At 39.4% G+C, this 15,735-nt stretch carries 13 protein-coding genes; 2 read left to right on the forward strand and 11 right to left on the reverse strand.

Annotated features, from left to right (window positions below; translation table 11 throughout):
• The first annotated feature begins 37 nt into the window (after window positions 1-37).
• A complete protein-coding gene (locus IQI_RS20760) occupies window positions 38-193 on the forward strand; it encodes a hypothetical protein (protein WP_156509959.1) in 156 nt (51 codons plus the stop codon).
• 86 nt (window positions 194-279) lie between these two features.
• Here the strand turns inward: IQI_RS20760 and IQI_RS19925 are convergent, their stop codons facing one another.
• From IQI_RS19925 to gatC, 4 genes are all read right to left on the reverse strand, one after another.
• Window positions 280-1,950 carry a M4 family metallopeptidase gene (locus tag IQI_RS19925; RefSeq protein ID WP_328585757.1) on the reverse strand — a complete coding sequence of 557 codons (1,671 nt, stop codon included), beginning with the start codon at window positions 1,948-1,950 and terminating at the stop codon, window positions 280-282.
• 261 nt (window positions 1,951-2,211) lie between these two features.
• Window positions 2,212-3,642, reverse strand: a complete 1,431-nt coding sequence (gatB, locus tag IQI_RS19930) for an Asp-tRNA(Asn)/Glu-tRNA(Gln) amidotransferase subunit GatB (protein ID WP_064094404.1) — start codon at window positions 3,640-3,642, stop codon at window positions 2,212-2,214.
• 12 nt (window positions 3,643-3,654) lie between these two features.
• Window positions 3,655-5,115 carry an Asp-tRNA(Asn)/Glu-tRNA(Gln) amidotransferase subunit GatA gene (gatA, locus tag IQI_RS19935; protein ID WP_064094405.1) on the reverse strand — a complete coding sequence of 487 codons (1,461 nt, stop codon included), beginning with the start codon at window positions 5,113-5,115 and terminating at the stop codon, window positions 3,655-3,657.
• A 12-nt stretch (window positions 5,116-5,127) separates the two neighbouring features.
• Window positions 5,128-5,418 (reverse strand): Asp-tRNA(Asn)/Glu-tRNA(Gln) amidotransferase subunit GatC, encoded by a 291-nt coding sequence (gene gatC, locus IQI_RS19940; protein ID WP_064094406.1) that lies wholly within the window; start codon window positions 5,416-5,418, stop codon window positions 5,128-5,130.
• A gap of 392 nt (window positions 5,419-5,810) precedes the next feature.
• Between gatC and IQI_RS19945 the strand changes: the two genes are divergently transcribed.
• Entirely contained in the window at window positions 5,811-6,191 is a 381-nt protein-coding gene (locus IQI_RS19945) for a cupin domain-containing protein (protein WP_064094407.1), read from the forward strand.
• 83 nt (window positions 6,192-6,274) lie between these two features.
• Here the strand turns inward: IQI_RS19945 and IQI_RS19950 are convergent, their stop codons facing one another.
• From IQI_RS19950 to ligA, 7 genes are all read right to left on the reverse strand, one after another.
• Window positions 6,275-6,724: a YueI family protein gene (locus tag IQI_RS19950; protein WP_064094408.1), complete on the reverse strand. Its 450-nt coding sequence runs from the start codon at window positions 6,722-6,724 to the stop codon at window positions 6,275-6,277.
• A 217-nt stretch (window positions 6,725-6,941) separates the two neighbouring features.
• Window positions 6,942-8,222, reverse strand: coding sequence for an isocitrate lyase (gene aceA / locus IQI_RS19955; protein ID WP_064094409.1), 1,281 nt, complete (start codon window positions 8,220-8,222; stop codon window positions 6,942-6,944).
• Between the two features lie 165 nt (window positions 8,223-8,387).
• Window positions 8,388-9,980 carry a malate synthase A gene (aceB, locus tag IQI_RS19960; RefSeq protein WP_064094410.1) on the reverse strand — a complete coding sequence of 531 codons (1,593 nt, stop codon included), beginning with the start codon at window positions 9,978-9,980 and terminating at the stop codon, window positions 8,388-8,390.
• Window positions 9,981-10,179: 199 nt separating this feature from the next.
• The gene (gene putP / locus IQI_RS19965) at window positions 10,180-11,688 is read right to left on the reverse strand and encodes a sodium/proline symporter PutP (RefSeq protein WP_064094411.1); all 1,509 of its coding nucleotides are present in this window, start codon (window positions 11,686-11,688) and stop codon (window positions 10,180-10,182) included.
• 487 nt (window positions 11,689-12,175) lie between these two features.
• The gene (locus tag IQI_RS19970) at window positions 12,176-12,412 is read right to left on the reverse strand and encodes a DUF3949 domain-containing protein (RefSeq protein ID WP_064094412.1); all 237 of its coding nucleotides are present in this window, start codon (window positions 12,410-12,412) and stop codon (window positions 12,176-12,178) included.
• 72 nt (window positions 12,413-12,484) lie between these two features.
• Window positions 12,485-13,636 (reverse strand): CamS family sex pheromone protein, encoded by a 1,152-nt coding sequence (locus IQI_RS19975; RefSeq protein ID WP_064094413.1) that lies wholly within the window; start codon window positions 13,634-13,636, stop codon window positions 12,485-12,487.
• A 15-nt stretch (window positions 13,637-13,651) separates the two neighbouring features.
• Window positions 13,652-15,658, reverse strand: a complete 2,007-nt coding sequence (gene ligA / locus IQI_RS19980) for an NAD-dependent DNA ligase LigA (protein WP_064094414.1) — start codon at window positions 15,656-15,658, stop codon at window positions 13,652-13,654.
• Window positions 15,659-15,735: the final 77 nt, after the last annotated feature.

Raw genomic sequence — 15,735 nt, forward strand, 5'->3', positions numbered from 1 at the left:
AATTGGACACAATTTTGTCCACTAAAGGAGAGCCAAAATGAGGAAAATTGTGATGAAAGTCTCGTCAGTCGACAAACTTCGATTTCAGAACTATATGATGGGGATTAAAAGAGCCGAATCTAAAGCTGAAGCTGATATGTATTTTAGGCTTGCAAAAAAGATTCTTGAAAAGGGGCAGCGTAAAGAACAATAAGGTTATTGGTGTGAGGTCGTAAAAAAACTTTATTAAATTGAAAAGAAGAAGAGCTCATGATAAGCCCTTCCTCTTGAATCCCTTAATTAATTTACGCCAACAGCATTATACGCTGCTTTCACACTTGCCACTTCAGAGCTACTTGCCCCGTATAAGTCAGTTGCTGCTTGTACCGCTGCAGAACGAAGCTGACTAAATGTTGATGACGGTGTTAAATACTGTGTTAAAGCACGGTAATAGATTGCACCTGTTTTTGCATTACCTATTCCAGAAACACTCACACCATAGTGACTACCACCTTGACTTAGTAGATATGCCGCTTTGTTTCCAATTCCACTATTAATATGAACACCACCGTTATCACTTGTACCTGTATATCTTACAGAATAGTGATCAGGGTCACCATATTTAGCCGGATCAGACATGGAACGAAGAGCGTCTCCTGATTTATTTGGAGTGTAAATATCTTCCCCAATCTCCCAATCTGGGTTATTACCAGTATGATACTCTACTAACGTTCCGAAAATATCAGACATAGACTCGTTGATTGCCCCAGATTCATTTTGATAAATAAGATCCGCTGTCGTATCAGTAACAGCATGAGTCAATTCGTGAGCAACTACATCTACTCCACCGGATAATTCAACAAAGGTAGTACCGTCTCCATCTCCATATACCATTTGCTGTCCATTCCAGAAGGCATTATTGTAGTTTCTACCATAGTGAACAGTTGACTTTAGAGGTGCTCCATTGCCATCGTAGCTATTACGATTATGAATATCAGAATAATAATCATATGTTTGTCCAGCATAGTAGTGTGCGTCTACTGCCGCTCCGTCATAGCTTGCGTTGAAAACATTATCAGCATCTGCCCATAAAGAACCTGGTAGTTGCTGACGGTTACTCGCATCATAAGTGAATACTCCTCCACCTCTAGTTCGATCTTGTAAATAATAAGTAGAAGAATATAGATACGTATTTAATGATTTAGAATTTCCAAGGACACCAATACCTGTTCCGACTACGTCTGTTCCGCCGCTACCAGGATCTCCTCCGCCAGGCTTGCCAGCGTTACCTTTTGCTTCATGGATTTCATTTACTTTCCCAAGAATATCACCTGTTACTGCATCCACAAAATAGTTCCAGTTCCCTGGTTCTGGTGCCAAGAAATTATAGTTTACTAGATAAGCATAATTTGCTTCTCCATTTTGTACAAAGATCACGGATTCAGATTTTGGACTATATTCATAGCTTGGCTCAGAACCAATTTGTCCTACTAAGTCTTTTTCACCTACTGCAACAGCTTCTTTTTTTGTTAGCTTTTTCGTTGCTTTAAGGGCTTGTTTTTCATCCAGGTTTGGCATTGCCGTACCGGACAATGCAGTAAGGACACCATCTTTATTCACATGGGCTGTTAATACAGCTCCATAGACAGGCGTTCCTTTGTATACCTGTTGAACCCTTAAGTATGTAAACCCTAAATCATCTTTCTCCGTTTTGATTACTTTGAAGGATAGCTTTGAATCCCCTGTGAACTTAAATGCTTTTTGTTTAGCATTTAAATAGTCAAACACAATTTTTTCTGGTGCATTTGACGACGGGCTTGTTAATTTCCCTGAAATAAACTGAGGAGTTCCTACCTTTTCGTTAAAATTGATCTTCTCACTTAAATCTGGAGCCCCCAATGCCTCTGGAGCAAATACAGGACTCATCATTAATCCTGCTGTTAAACTTAATGCAACGACTTTCTTTTTCAATTACAACACCTCTTTGTTTGAATTTTCTTAACTTTAAGAATATATATAAATATAGTACAAGTACCCTGAAACGAAATGAGCCTAAAGACTCATAAAACAACTTTTTCAACATCGTGTCAAAAGCACTACAAAAAAACACCAAAAACCCTCCATTTTATGAAAACTTGAACTAAAAAGAGGGACGGACCTTGAAAAAATTTCAAGGTCCGTCCCTCTTCAAAAAACAGCCCCCGCTTTTAAGCGGGGGCTGTTTTCATTTACTTAGCGTTTTTGGATTTCTTGTAGTAGTAATTTGTTTACTAGTGGTGGATTTGCTTGTCCTTTTGTTGCTTTCATGATTTGACCTACAAGGAAGCCAATCGCACGATCTTTACCATTTTTGTAATCCTCAATAGATTGTGGATTCGCATCAAGGGTTTCCGTAACGATTTTCAATAAAGCACCTTCGTCAGAGATTTGAACAAGTCCTTTATCTTTAACGATTTGTTCAGGATCCCCACCGTTTTCAACTAACTCTTTGAACACTTTTTTGGCAATCTTAGATGAAATCGTTCCTTTTTCAATCAATCCGATCATACCTGCAAGTCCTGTTGGTGTCAGTGCTATCTCATCAAGCTCTTTTTGTTGAGCATTGAGGTAAGCAGATACTTCACCCATTAACCAGTTAGATGCCTGCTTCGGATCTGCTCCAGCTTCTACTGTTTCCTGGAAGAAATCAGACATTTCTTTCGTTAATGTTAGAACCATGGCATCATAGGCAGGTAAACCTAATTCTTCTACATAACGCTTCTTCAAGACATCTGGAAGATCAGGGATTTCGGCACGTATGCGATCCATCCACTCTTGGTCGATGTGTAAATGCAGTAGATCAGGCTCTGGGAAGTAACGATAATCATCGGATCCTTCTTTTACACGCATAAGTAACGTCTTCCCCGTTGATTCATCATAACGACGAGTCTCTTGTTGGATGATACCGCCTGAAAAAAGAACCTTTTCTTGACGAACAACTTCATGCTCTAATCCTTTTTTAACAAAGTTAAAAGAGTTAAGGTTTTTAAGCTCTGCTTTCGTTCCAAATTGCTCTTGGCCAATTGGACGAAGGGAAATATTCGCATCACAACGCAGAGACCCTTCTTCCATCTTACAATCAGAAACACCTGTATATTGAATGATTGATTTTAATTTTTCAAGATACGCATACGCCTCTTCTGGAGTACGGATATCCGGCTCAGATACAATCTCAATTAATGGAGTACCTTGACGATTATAATCGACTAAAGAATAACCATCATCTGAGTGAGTAAGCTTCCCGGCATCTTCCTCTAAATGTAGACGAGTGATACCAATACGCTTCTTCTCACCATTGACTTCAATTTCAATCCAGCCGTTTTCACCGATTGGCTTGTCAAATTGAGAAATTTGATACGCCTTCGGATTATCCGGATAAAAATAGTTTTTACGGTCAAATTTCGTGTCTCTGGTGATTTCACAATTTAATGCCATAGCTGCTTTCATTCCAAATTCGATAGCACGTTTGTTTACTACAGGAAGAACACCTGGATATCCAAGGTCAATCACGTTTGTATTTGTGTTCGGCTCTGCACCAAAATGGTTCGGTGCAGGGGAGAACATTTTACTATCTGTTTTCAATTCTGCATGGACTTCAAGTCCGATTACCGTTTCAAAGTTCATTGATTTCACCCCTTACAATTGTGGTCTTTGTTTATGGAAGTTTGTTGCTTGCTCGTAAGCATGAGCAACTTTATAGATTGTACTTTCGTCAAAGTGCTTCCCAATGATTTGCAATCCGAGTGGTAACCCTGTTGAAGAGAATCCACATGGTATAGAGATTCCCGGTACACCCGCAAGGTTTACTGGAATTGTTAAAATATCATTTGCATACATCGTTAATGGATCATCAATTTTTTCCCCAATTTTAAAGGCTGGAGTAGGTGTTGTTGGTCCAAGAATCACATCATACTTCTCAAATACATCTTCAAAATCTTTCTTGATAAGAGTACGAGCTTGCTGAGCCTTCTTGTAATAAGCATCATAATACCCGGAGCTTAAGGCAAACGTTCCTAGCATAATACGACGCTTCACCTCGTCACCAAACCCTTCTGCACGAGTCTTCTTGTATAAATCAAGAAGATTATCAGCGTTTGGTGTACGGTATCCGTATCGAACACCATCGAAGCGCGCAAGGTTTGCAGAAGCTTCAGAGGAAGCTAATAAATAGTAGGTTGATACACCGTATTTAGAGTGAGGCAGAGATACTTCTTCCCAAGATGCTCCAAGGCCTTCTAAAACTTTCAGTGAAGCCATAACTGCTTGACGAGCTTCTTCTCCAACACCTTCACCAAGATATTCCTTTGGCACAGCGATTTTTAGCCCTTTAATATCCCCAGTCAATGCTTCAGCATAATTAGGTACATCTACATTTGCTGAAGTAGAGTCGTTCGGATCAAGACCTGCAATGGCTTGTAATAGATAAGCATTATCCTCTACATTACGAGTAATCGGTCCAATTTGATCAAGGGATGAGGCAAAGGCAACCAGTCCAAAACGTGAAACACGTCCGTATGTTGGCTTTAATCCGACTGTACCTGTGAAGGCTGCCGGTTGACGGATGGAACCACCCGTATCAGAACCTAGTGAAAATGGAACTTCTCCCGCTGCAACGGCTGCTGCTGAACCACCTGAAGATCCTCCTGGAACTGTTTCTAGATTCCACGGATTACTTGTTTTTTGGAAGCCTGAGTTCTCAGTAGATGAACCCATAGCAAACTCATCCATGTTTAATTTACCTATGGTAATCGTGTCTGCACTATGTAATTTATTGATAACCGTAGCATCATAGATTGGGTTGAAGTTTTCAAGGATTTTACTGGCACATGTTGTACGAAGACCTTTTGTGACAATGTTATCCTTAATTCCGATCGGCATTCCAAAAAGCAAACCTTTGCTTTCATCAGTACCTAGTTTAGCGTCCATTTCCTTTGCTTTACTGCGTGCATTCTCTTCATCTAATGTAAGGAATGCCTTCACTTTATCTTCGACTGAACCGATACGTTTGTATGATTCGTCTACCAGGTCTGAAACAGAAACTTCTTTTTTATGTAAAAGTTGGTGAAGCTCTGATAATTTATGGTCAAATAATGACATGTATTTCCCTCCTTAATCCAAGATTGATGGAACACGTACTTGTCCATCCTGTTTATCTGGTGCGTTCTTTAATACTTCTTCACGTGGTAATCCGTCAACAGGCTTGTCTTCACGCATGACATTTTTCATGTCTAAGACATGGCTTGTTGCTTCTACGTTATCTGTATCTAATTCATTTAGCTGCTCGGCAAACCCGATAATCGCATCTAATTGACTTGTAAATTTTTTCGCTTCGTCCTCTGTGATGGCTAGTCGCGCAAGGTGGGCAACATGCTTCACTTGCTCTTCAGAAATTCTAGACATCTTCTTCACCTCCATATATGTTCGAACACTTACAATACTAATGATAATACCAAATTTCGCTTGATTAAAGCAACTATACCGTCAGGGAACATACGTCCTCGGCACATGTCGACTCGTTTTATTTTATCATGAAACCGTAAAGAGGATGGTGGTTTTATGATGATAGGCTTTCATTTCCTGTTTTTGTTCATTTTGTTTCTATTTAAGTTACATTTCCATTTAGCATTCTCTCAGACAGCTCATTATCAGAAATGGCACATGTATTTTTATTATTAGACTCTTTTCCCAAAGGTTGTTGTTTTAGTCCATCATTTCTGCCGATGGCTCTGTCAAACGAAAGGAAAAAAAGGATTTATCTTTCATACCTCGAATTTGTTGGTTGAGGTGATGACATGAAAATATTTAGCTTTTTTCAGGACGACGGTAAGGTAATCGATAAATTTGACAGTAGCGGGGTTAAGATCCATCCTTTGCTTAGACCCAAAGATCCCTTTCAAATTGGATATTTTTATTTAGAAGAAAATAGTGTCCTCGGTATGCATCCAGCCATGTGCGACCAACTGCTGATGGTGACTAGTGGTCAAGGGTGGGTTCGTATAGAAGGGGAAGAAAAGATCATAGTAAAGCCTGGGATGGCAGTGTTCTGGGAGAAAGGGGAAATGCATGAATCGGGCTCTAGTGAGGGAATGACAGCCATTGTAGCGGAAGGGGAAAAACTGGATCCACATCAGTATCTACCTTTTTTAATGACAGGATACGAGGCGAAATCTTGAGAGTTTTTTTACTTCGGTGTTAGCGGTGAAGGAGTGTTTACACTTCTTCACCTTACCTTTTATGCCCCGTTTTCCAGTAAAAATCAGAATAGCTTATTTTTAATCTTCGAAAGGATATTCTTTTTAGGCTCTTGCTTTGTTTTCTTTTCCACAACTTTCTCGCTCTTCTTTTTCACATAAATCTCTTCTTTATCGATGGCGTAGTCATAAGCTAAAACGAGTCCAATTTCCGTTTCAATTTCCTTATTCGTTACCATGGAGAACGATACATGATAGTTATCTGCCAACTTAATGTATTTAGAAAGATATGAATAGCTCATATTTCCGTTAAGCAAAAGCTTGGCATTTGGGTTGTTCTTCAAGCTTTCTTGAACTTCCTTGTACGTTCCTTTTTCCATTACCTGACTTTGGGTTAACGCAACCACAATGCGCTCCCGTAAACTCCCGAGGAACTTTCTTCTTTCATCAGGCTTTGTTTGCTTTTGGCCGTAAATTCCATTTTCCAAATAATCATCAATCGTTGGTTTACTCAAAACCTTCGCACCTCCAAGATGATCTCTATAAAGTTTCTCTTACACTATATGATTACATATGTTCCTTTGGTTCATCCATTCTTATTTTCTCGTATTGGTATGCTTTGAGGCAACTAAAAGAGTCTTGAAATTCTTTAAAAGTCAAAGAGGTGCGTTCCTCAAGGTATACAAACCTTCGAGGGACGCACCTCATTTTGATTAACATTTGTATCTAGTATTAGAATTGCGCTGCTTCAGTTGAACCTTTAAGCGCAGTTGTGGAGGATGTTCCACCTGAAATCACCATGGACACTTCGTCAAAGTAGCCTGTTCCTACTTCACGTTGATGTCTAGTTGCAGAGTAACCGTGCTTTTCACTAGCAAATTCCGCTTCTTGCAGTTGAGAATAAGCAGCCATTCCACTTTCTTTATATCCTCTAGCAAGTTCAAACATACTATGGTTTAGTGCATGGAAGCCAGCAAGAGTTACGAACTGGAATTTATACCCCATCTTCCCTAACTCCACTTGGAATTTTGCGATTGTTTCATCGTCTAACTTCTTTTTCCAGTTAAAGGATGGAGAACAGTTATAAGCTAATAACTTTCCAGGGTGCTCTTTATGGATCGCCTCAGCGAATTGACGAGCTTCCTCCAGACTTGGTTCTGAAGTTTCACACCAAACAAGATCCGCATAAGGAGCATACGCTAAGCCTCTTGCAATCGCTTGATCCAGTCCTGCTTTTGTACGGAAGAAGCCTTCAGGCGTACGATCACCAGTTATGAATTGAGCATCATACGGATCTACATCACTCGTAATCAAATCGGCTGCGTTTGCATCGGTACGGGCAACAATCAGTGTCGGTACGCCCATCACATCTGCCGCAAGACGAGCTGAGATCAAGTTCTTTACTGATGTTTGCGTTGGAAGCAGTACTTTCCCACCTAGATGACCACATTTCTTCTCTGAGGATAATTGGTCTTCAAAATGGACAGCAGAAGCTCCTGCTTCGATCATGCCCTTCATGAGTTCAAACACGTTCAGTTGCCCGCCAAAGCCAGCTTCTGCATCAGCTACAATCGGAACGAACCAATCGATTGACTCATCACCTTCTACATAATGAACTTGATCCGCACGTTGGAGCGCTTGATTGATTCTCTTCACAACAGAAGGAACCGAGTTCGCTGGATATAAGCTTTGATCCGGATACATTTGACCCGCTAAGTTGGCATCTGCTGCAACCTGCCAACCACTTAAGTAAATGGCCTTTAATCCTGCTCGAACTTGCTGAACAGCCTGATTTCCTGTTAATGCTCCAAGAGCGTTAATGTAGTCTTCTTGATGCAGAAGTTTCCAAAGCTTTTCAGAACCAAGTCTCGCAAGGGTATGTTCAATATCAACTGATCCTCTTAAACGGATAACGTCTTCAGCAGAATATGGTCTCGTGACACCATTCCATCTGTTATCTAATTCCCAGCTTTCTTGTAGAGCCTTTACACGTTCGTTATTTGCTTTTACCATTAAAAATCTCTCCCTTTTGTTTTATGGTTTTTAAAATGTGTTCTTGTATTTGATGAGGTGCGTCCCTCAACACGGTGCAGCAATAAAAAATTAAAGTAAAAAATCTTGATATATCTATCATTTATTTAGTTTGGTGTGTGCTTCTTGTTGTTGGCAGGTCCGTCCCTAGAGAATTTTGTATCCTGGGATGGTGAGGAATTCTGTGAAGTGATCGCTCTGGATGAGTTGGTCAAATAGTTGGACTGCTTCTGGGAATCGTCGTTCTGTATAGAGTTTGTCTCCCACTTGTTTTTTGAGTTTTGTTAGTTCTTCTTGTTTTAGGATTTCGTATAGTTCGATGGTGATGTTACGACCATCATCAAGGACTCCTTTAGGATGGCGAATCCATTGCCAAAGTTGTGCTCTTGAAATTTCAGCAGTTGCCACATCTTCCATCAAATTGTGAATTGGCGCTGCCCCTTGCCCACTTAGCCACGAAGAGATATATTGTATTCCAACGTTAATGTTTAAGCGCATACCCTCTTCTGTAATCACTCCCTCTGGTACTTGAAGAAGTTCTTTCTCTGAGACCTCAAGGTCGGTTAATTTCTTTTCATCGATTTGATTTGCACTTTTCATCTCTTGATCAAATACACCCATGGCAACAGGTACTAATCCCGGATGAGCTACCCATGTTCCATCGTGGCCGTCTTTAGCTTCCCTTTCTTTATCTGCTTTAACTTTTCTAAAGGCATCTTCATTTTTCACTGGATCATTTTTTACCGGTATCTGTGCTGCCATCCCCCCTATTGCAGGTGCTCCTCTTCTATGGCAGGTTTTAATTGTTAGTAAAGAATATGCTCTCATAAAAGGAGCTGTCATTGTGACAGTTGAGCGATCAGGTAAAATTACATCCGGCTGCTCTCTAAGCTTTTTAATGTAACTAAAAATGTAGTCCCATCTACCGCAATTAAGGCCAGCAGAATGCTCCTTTAGTTCATATAATATTTCATCCATTTCGAAAGCTGCTGATATCGTTTCGATTAAGACAGTTGCTTTAATCGTACCTTTTGGAATGCCGATGTATTTTTGAGCAAATAAGAAGATATCATTCCAAAGTCTAGCCTCTAAGTGGCTTTCCAGTTTAGGCAGATAAAAGTACGGCCCTTTATTGTTGGAGGTTAACTGAGAAGCATTATGGAAAAAGAATAACCCAAAATCAACTAAGCAAGCTGAAATTGATTTCCCATCAAGCTCTATATGTTTTTCCTCCAGGTGCAGCCCTCTTGGACGTACGATTAATACAGCATGCTCTTTGTTTAATTCATAACGTTTACCATTTGGATTCGTAAAATCTATCGTTCCATTGACAGCATCTCTAAGATTCAACTGTCCCTCTATCACATTCGACCATGTAGGCGAAGTCGCATCCTCAATACACGCCATGAAACATTTAGCACCAGAATTCAGTGCATTAATGACCATCTTTCTATCGACAGGTCCTGTTATTTCTACCCTACGATCCTGCAAAGCTTTCGGAATGGGTTCTACCTTCCAATCACTTTGTCGAATCGACTTTGTTTCTGGTAGAAAGTGAGGAAGTTCACCTTTGTTAATCAGCTCTTGTTGTTTTTCTCTGTTGTGTAACAGTTCTTCTCTTCTGCTTCCAAATCGGCGCTCTAGCTGTTCTAAAAACTGCAATGCTTCAGGAGTTAATATTTCATCATAACCAGGTTTAATCTCCCCTCGCACCTTGATACCAACCATTTTTGTGGACATTGAACACCTTCACTCCTTAGAAGTATTAAACAAAAAGACTATTGTTATAATACAGATTTTTTAACCTGTTTGTATTATATAACAGACTTCAAAAAGTTGGAACTGTTTTTTGAATATTTTCTTTCGACAAATTCTGCAAAACATAAAAAAGGTCCGTCCCTCATGAAGAGGGACGGACCTTTCGTTTTGGTAATTCTGATTATTTTACAATGTCATTTGCTACGGCTTTGTCGAAATCAGCTTGAACTTCGGCGCTTGGCTGAGGTCCAACTTTACTGAATACTACAATAGCAATAACAGCGAGGATAAATCCAGGCACAATCTCATAAAGACTGAATGGAATGATTCCAGCGACAGTAAGCTGTTTCCATACAACAACGGTTACTGCACCTGTAATCATACCAGCAAGTGCTCCATTTCGTGTCATGCCTTTCCAGTATAGTGATAACAGGATGATTGGTCCGAATGCGGCACCGAATCCACCCCATGCATAACTTACTAGATCAAGGATTTTTGTTCCTCCACCATTGGCAGGGTTTCCTTGAAGAGCCAGCATAATTGCGATGAAGGCAATTAGAAGTACTCCTAAACGACCAACCCATACAAGCTCTTTATCAGAAGCATTTTTACGGATAATCGCTTTATAGAAATCCTCTGCTAACGCACTTGAAGAAACAAGTAGCTGAGAGTCAATTGTACTCATAATCGCAGACAGAATCGCTGCTAGTAGGATACCTGATACCCATGGATTAAATAGAACATCTGTAAAGAAAATAAATACTTTTTCAGAGTTATCAACATCACCTGTAATTAATGGTGCATCTGCGAAGTATGCAATACCCGTGAAACCGACGATTACGGCTCCAATCATGGCAATTGTCATCCACCCCATACCAATCCAGCGTGCCTTTGGTACATCTTTAGTAGACTTTAATGCCATAAAACGAGTAATGATGTGTGGCTGACCGAAGTAACCAAGTCCCCATGCTAATAACGAAACTACCCCAATTCCTGTCATTGTGTTCATTGTGTCAAGATTTGCTGGGTCTACGGAACGTACAGCATCAACCGTAGCTCCCCATCCACCTAATTCTGCAATCGCAACAATTGGTGTAATAATTAAAGCAAGGAACATTAGTATACCTTGTACAAAGTCAGTCCAACTAACTGCTAAAAACCCTCCAAGGAACGTGTACGAAATAATAACAATGGCACCAATCCATAGTGCCTGATTGTATGACATTCCAAACGTTTCTTGGAACAATAACGCTCCACCTACAAGACCTGAAGATGTATAGAAGGTAAAGAACACTAAAATAATTACTGCTGAAATAACACGCAGCATACGAGAACCATCATTAAAACGGTTTTCAAAGAAATCCGGAACCGTAATGGAGTCGTTTGCAACCTCCGTGTATGAGCGTAGTCTAGAAGCAACGAATTTCCAGTTTAGATAAGCACCAACAATTAACCCTATACTTAACCAAATAGAACCTAAACCAATTGCATAAGCAAGTCCAGGCAGTCCAAGTAGTAACCATGAACTCATATCAGATGCACCAGCACTTAATGCTGCCACCCCTGGTCCTAAACTACGTCCTCCAAGAACGTAATCCGATAAGTTGCTTGTTAGTTTGTAAGAAATAATACCGATTGCTAGCATTCCAATTAAATAAATGATAAATGTGACTAAAGTAGCTATATCCATTGTGTAGTTTGCATTCTCCTTTCGATATAATTGTCTTCCGATCGTTAGGTGCTTAATCTAACTTTTGATCCATGCTAAAAGACCTTCTTATTTTCAATCCCAACAGTTCTTTACCCCATGCATACAAATTGTAAACTTATTCACTCATTTTTGTTTGAAAAAGTTTTTTCTTGGAAGCGAATTTCCGCAACAAGTTCACAACGTTAATAATACTAACATACATTTACTTTGTTAACAGACAGAATTTTCTAAATTATTTAGCGTGTTTGGATAATTATTCACTTTAATTGTATATATTTTTATGAAAGCGCTTTATTGGCTATATCTATTCATAAAAATTTATAAAATTAAGTTACATTTTGTTCACTTTTCCCACAAAAATCCAAGTATTTCACTAACGTTAGCCCCTATATTTTGTGTCAAAAGACTTTACGATATACATTCTCTAGGCGAACAAAAAAAGACAGATATTCTCTTCTGTCTTTTCTTATTTATTTATACTTTTATAGATAATGTAAGCAATAATATTTGCTGGAAGAAACAAGGGGTTCGATTGAGCATTGTAATGAAGAAATTGCTCTTGGGCTGACATTCTTTCATAAGTGTCTTCCTTTCTCTCCTCTTCCACTCTTTTAATATAACGATACTGTATGGGAACCATGATCATGGTTACGATGAATAGCATCAGTGCTATTATTAAACCAAATAGATAATATCCATTCATATTTACCTCCATTTTTGTGACCTCAATTTCAAAAAAACTAATCTACCCTGTTGTAGATTAGTTTTTTTATCTTTATTCATAGATGTGTAAATACGTTTCTTTACTGCCTTTTTTCTTTACAATGAGTGCCTCAGGGCCATATGAAGAAGAAATGAGTAATTCTACATTCCAGCTTTGAGGCATTTGTTTTTTAATTAAGGTGGAAAGATGTTGGGCAAAACCTATCGTTTCAGACTTTCCTTGGTACGTCAGAGCCACTTCAAAATTTATTTCTGAAAGCTTCTGATTTTGATATAGGGCTTGTCCTGTTAGACCTGTATAGACTGGAAAGTAGTTTTCAATATCTGTTTTTAAATCGTTGAACACTTGATAATCATTTGGATGATTATCAGCCGCTTCTGGAGAAGGAAATAAATAATGATCTTCATTGATTCCTTCCCAATTTTGGATCGTGTTTTCATTGGGTTCAACTTCAGTATAGGCAAAGAAATGACCTGGAACGACTTGTTCTTTAGGTGTTTGCTTGTAAAGGGCAATCATGACCGGTACATTTTGAAGTTCATTTTTTTCTCTAATTCGCTTCAACACCTCGTTGGCAATGGAAGCTCCTTGTTGCTTAAGAACATCATTGCTGATGGACTTGACAGTTCTTGTCCCAACGGAAAGATTGGTTTCATACTGTACTGAATTTAACGCTAATCCAAGGACTACTCCACCTAATTGTACTTTGTCATCTTCCTTTTTCATCAAGTAATTATGTTCAATAATATGAGCTAAATAAATAGGTGATTTTTGTCCATCTGCTTGAACCGGGTTTAGTCCTACATTTTCTGATTCTTTTAGTTCTTTCTCTTTTAACTGTTCACTTGTATATTTCCTTTGGAGCCAGCTATCGACGGTTTTCTTCGATAAAAATTGACCTTCTTTAAAGAAATATTCATCCGTTGAGAAACGCTTTTGAGCAACTCGAGTTAATCCACTTTCAAGTTCATTAATATCATATCTCGATCCTAAATCATTTACGACTACTCCACGAGTTTTACTCGTTTCATAGGGTAGCATCGTTTTATAATATTCTTTTGAAATTTGGAAACTCGGAATGATCGCTTTTTTTGACTTACTATCCTGGTTTTCCTGAACGACCTGATCCTGCTTTTCAAATGTCGGAGCACAGCCACCTAATAATAGCAATGCGGAGAGCGCTACCGAAATTCCTTTTTTCATCCCTCGTTACACCTCTTATCGGTTAAGTTCTTCCATCAGCTTGTCCTCATCCCATACTTCTATGTTTAGTTCATTGGCTTTTGCAAGCTTTGATCCTGCATCTTCCCCTGCAATCACAAGATCGGTTTTCTTACTTACACTACCAGTCACTTTTCCACCAAGCATTTCTATTTTATCTTTCGCTTCATTACGACTTAATACTTCAATCTTCCCTGTAAGTACAACCGTTTTACCAGCGAAATATGAGTCCACTTCGCTTACCTTTACAGGCTTTGGACCTTTGTATTCCAGGTTTACTCCTGCTTCTTTTAATTCTTCGATTAATTCCTTCACTTCTTCATTATCAAAATAAGCTACAATAGCAGCTGCCATTTTTTCACCTATTTCGTTAATATCCGTAAGTTCATCCTTGCTGACTGTCATCAACTTTTCCATGGAATGAAATTGTTGAGCTAGGGTCTTTGCTGCCTTCGCCCCTACATGTCGCACTCCTAGTCCAAACAAGAGCTTTTCCAGGGAGTTTTCTTTCGAAGCTTCTATTGCTTCTAAAAGATTATCAACTGATTTCTCTCCCATTCTTTCTAGCTGAAGCAACTGTTCTCGTTCTAGCCGATATAAGTCAGCTACGTCTTCTATTAACTTTTCTCTGAATAATTGACTAATCACTTTTTCCCCTAAACCATCAATATTCATGGCATTTCTGGATACAAAGTGAATCAGTCCTTCTCTAATTTGAGCTGGACATTTTGGGTTGATACAGCGAAGGGCTACTTCTCCCTCTAACCTTACGAGCTCACTATCACATTCTGGACAATGGGTAGGCATTTTAAATTCTTGTTCCTCACCTGTTCGCTTGTCTTCCAGGACATTGACTACCTCAGGAATAATGTCACCGGCTTTTTTAATCACCACATGATCCCCGATTTTTATGTCTTTTTCTCTAATGAGATCTTCATTGTGAAGAGAGGCACGTTGAACCGTAGTTCCCGCTACACGAACAGGGTCTAATATGGCCGTTGGAGTTAATACCCCCGTTCGACCAATACTTAGTTCAATATCTTTCAACACAGTTACCACTTCTTCTGCCGGAAATTTGAACGCAATAGCCCAGCGTGGACTTTTCGCTGTTGTTCCCAGCTGCTGTTGTTGTTGCAATGCATCCACTTTAATAACGATGCCATCAATATCATATGGAAGGTTTGGACGTTTGTCAGTCCATCCCTCTACGAATTCAATCACTTCTTCTATGGTAGCACATCGACGTCTTTCTTGATTCGTTTTAAACCCTAATCGTTCTAATCGATCTAATCCCTCACTATGAGATTCAATTCCCGTATCCCCAACATCTGCGAGTGCGTATAGAAAAATATCCAGGTTTCTAGAGGCAGCAATTTTAGGATCCAGTTGACGTAAGGAGCCTGCCGCAGCGTTTCGCGGATTCGCAAAGGGTTCCTCTTCCTTTTCTTCTTTCACCTTATTTAAGGCTTCAAAAGAACCTTTTGGCATAAAGGCTTCTCCACGAACCTCAAAGGAAATGGGTTCTGATATTTTCAGCGGAATGGATCGAATCGTTTTTAGATTAGATGTTATGTCTTCTCCTATCGTACCGTCTCCTCGAGTAGCTCCCTGAACGAAGACTCCATCCTCATAACGAAGTGATACGGCCAAACCATCAATTTTCAGCTCACAAACATAGGAGAAATCGTCTCCTACAGATTGGCGAACACGACGATCAAAATCTCGTAAATCCTCTTCATTGAATGCATTTCCTAAACTGAGCATTGGCGTTCGGTGCTCAACCTTTTCAAAGGATTCTAAAATCGAACCTCCAACACGCTCAGAAGGGGAATCTGATGTTTTCAAATCAGGAAATTGATCCTCTAACTCGATTAGCTCTCGTAACAATTGATCATACTCAGAGTCAGGCACAGAAGGTTTATCCAGGACATGATATTCATAATTGTATTGATTGAGTACATCATGTAGTTCTTTTACACGTTTTTCAGCCGATTGCTTGTCCATTTACACAACCCTTTCTTGCTAAAGTGTATGGGATATCTTTTTATAGGCTCTTTTAGATATGAGCCTTATAGAATAAT

This window comes from Rossellomorea aquimaris TF-12, from assembly GCF_001648555.1.
Taxonomy (GTDB): domain Bacteria; phylum Bacillota; class Bacilli; order Bacillales; family Bacillaceae_B; genus Rossellomorea; species Rossellomorea aquimaris.

Excerpts from the sequence above, each read along its gene's own strand:
- IQI_RS20760 (WP_156509959.1), top strand. The coding sequence starts at position 38 with ATGAGGAAAATTGTGATGAAAGTCTCGTCAGTCGACAAACTTCGATTT.
- gatB (WP_064094404.1), bottom strand. The coding sequence starts at position 3,642 with ATGAACTTTGAAACGGTAATCGGACTTGAAGTCCATGCAGAATTGAAA.
- gatA (WP_064094405.1), bottom strand. The coding sequence starts at position 5,115 with ATGTCATTATTTGACCATAAATTATCAGAGCTTCACCAACTTTTACAT.
- gatC (WP_064094406.1), bottom strand. The coding sequence starts at position 5,418 with ATGTCTAGAATTTCTGAAGAGCAAGTGAAGCATGTTGCCCACCTTGCG.
- IQI_RS19945 (WP_064094407.1), top strand. The coding sequence starts at position 5,811 with ATGAAAATATTTAGCTTTTTTCAGGACGACGGTAAGGTAATCGATAAA.
- aceA (WP_064094409.1), bottom strand. The coding sequence starts at position 8,222 with ATGGTAAAAGCAAATAACGAACGTGTAAAGGCTCTACAAGAAAGCTGG.
- aceB (WP_064094410.1), bottom strand. The coding sequence starts at position 9,980 with ATGTCCACAAAAATGGTTGGTATCAAGGTGCGAGGGGAGATTAAACCT.
- putP (WP_064094411.1), bottom strand. The coding sequence starts at position 11,688 with ATGGATATAGCTACTTTAGTCACATTTATCATTTATTTAATTGGAATG.
- IQI_RS19970 (WP_064094412.1), bottom strand. The coding sequence starts at position 12,412 with ATGAATGGATATTATCTATTTGGTTTAATAATAGCACTGATGCTATTC.
- IQI_RS19975 (WP_064094413.1), bottom strand. The coding sequence starts at position 13,636 with ATGAAAAAAGGAATTTCGGTAGCGCTCTCCGCATTGCTATTATTAGGT.
- ligA (WP_064094414.1), bottom strand. The coding sequence starts at position 15,658 with ATGGACAAGCAATCGGCTGAAAAACGTGTAAAAGAACTACATGATGTA.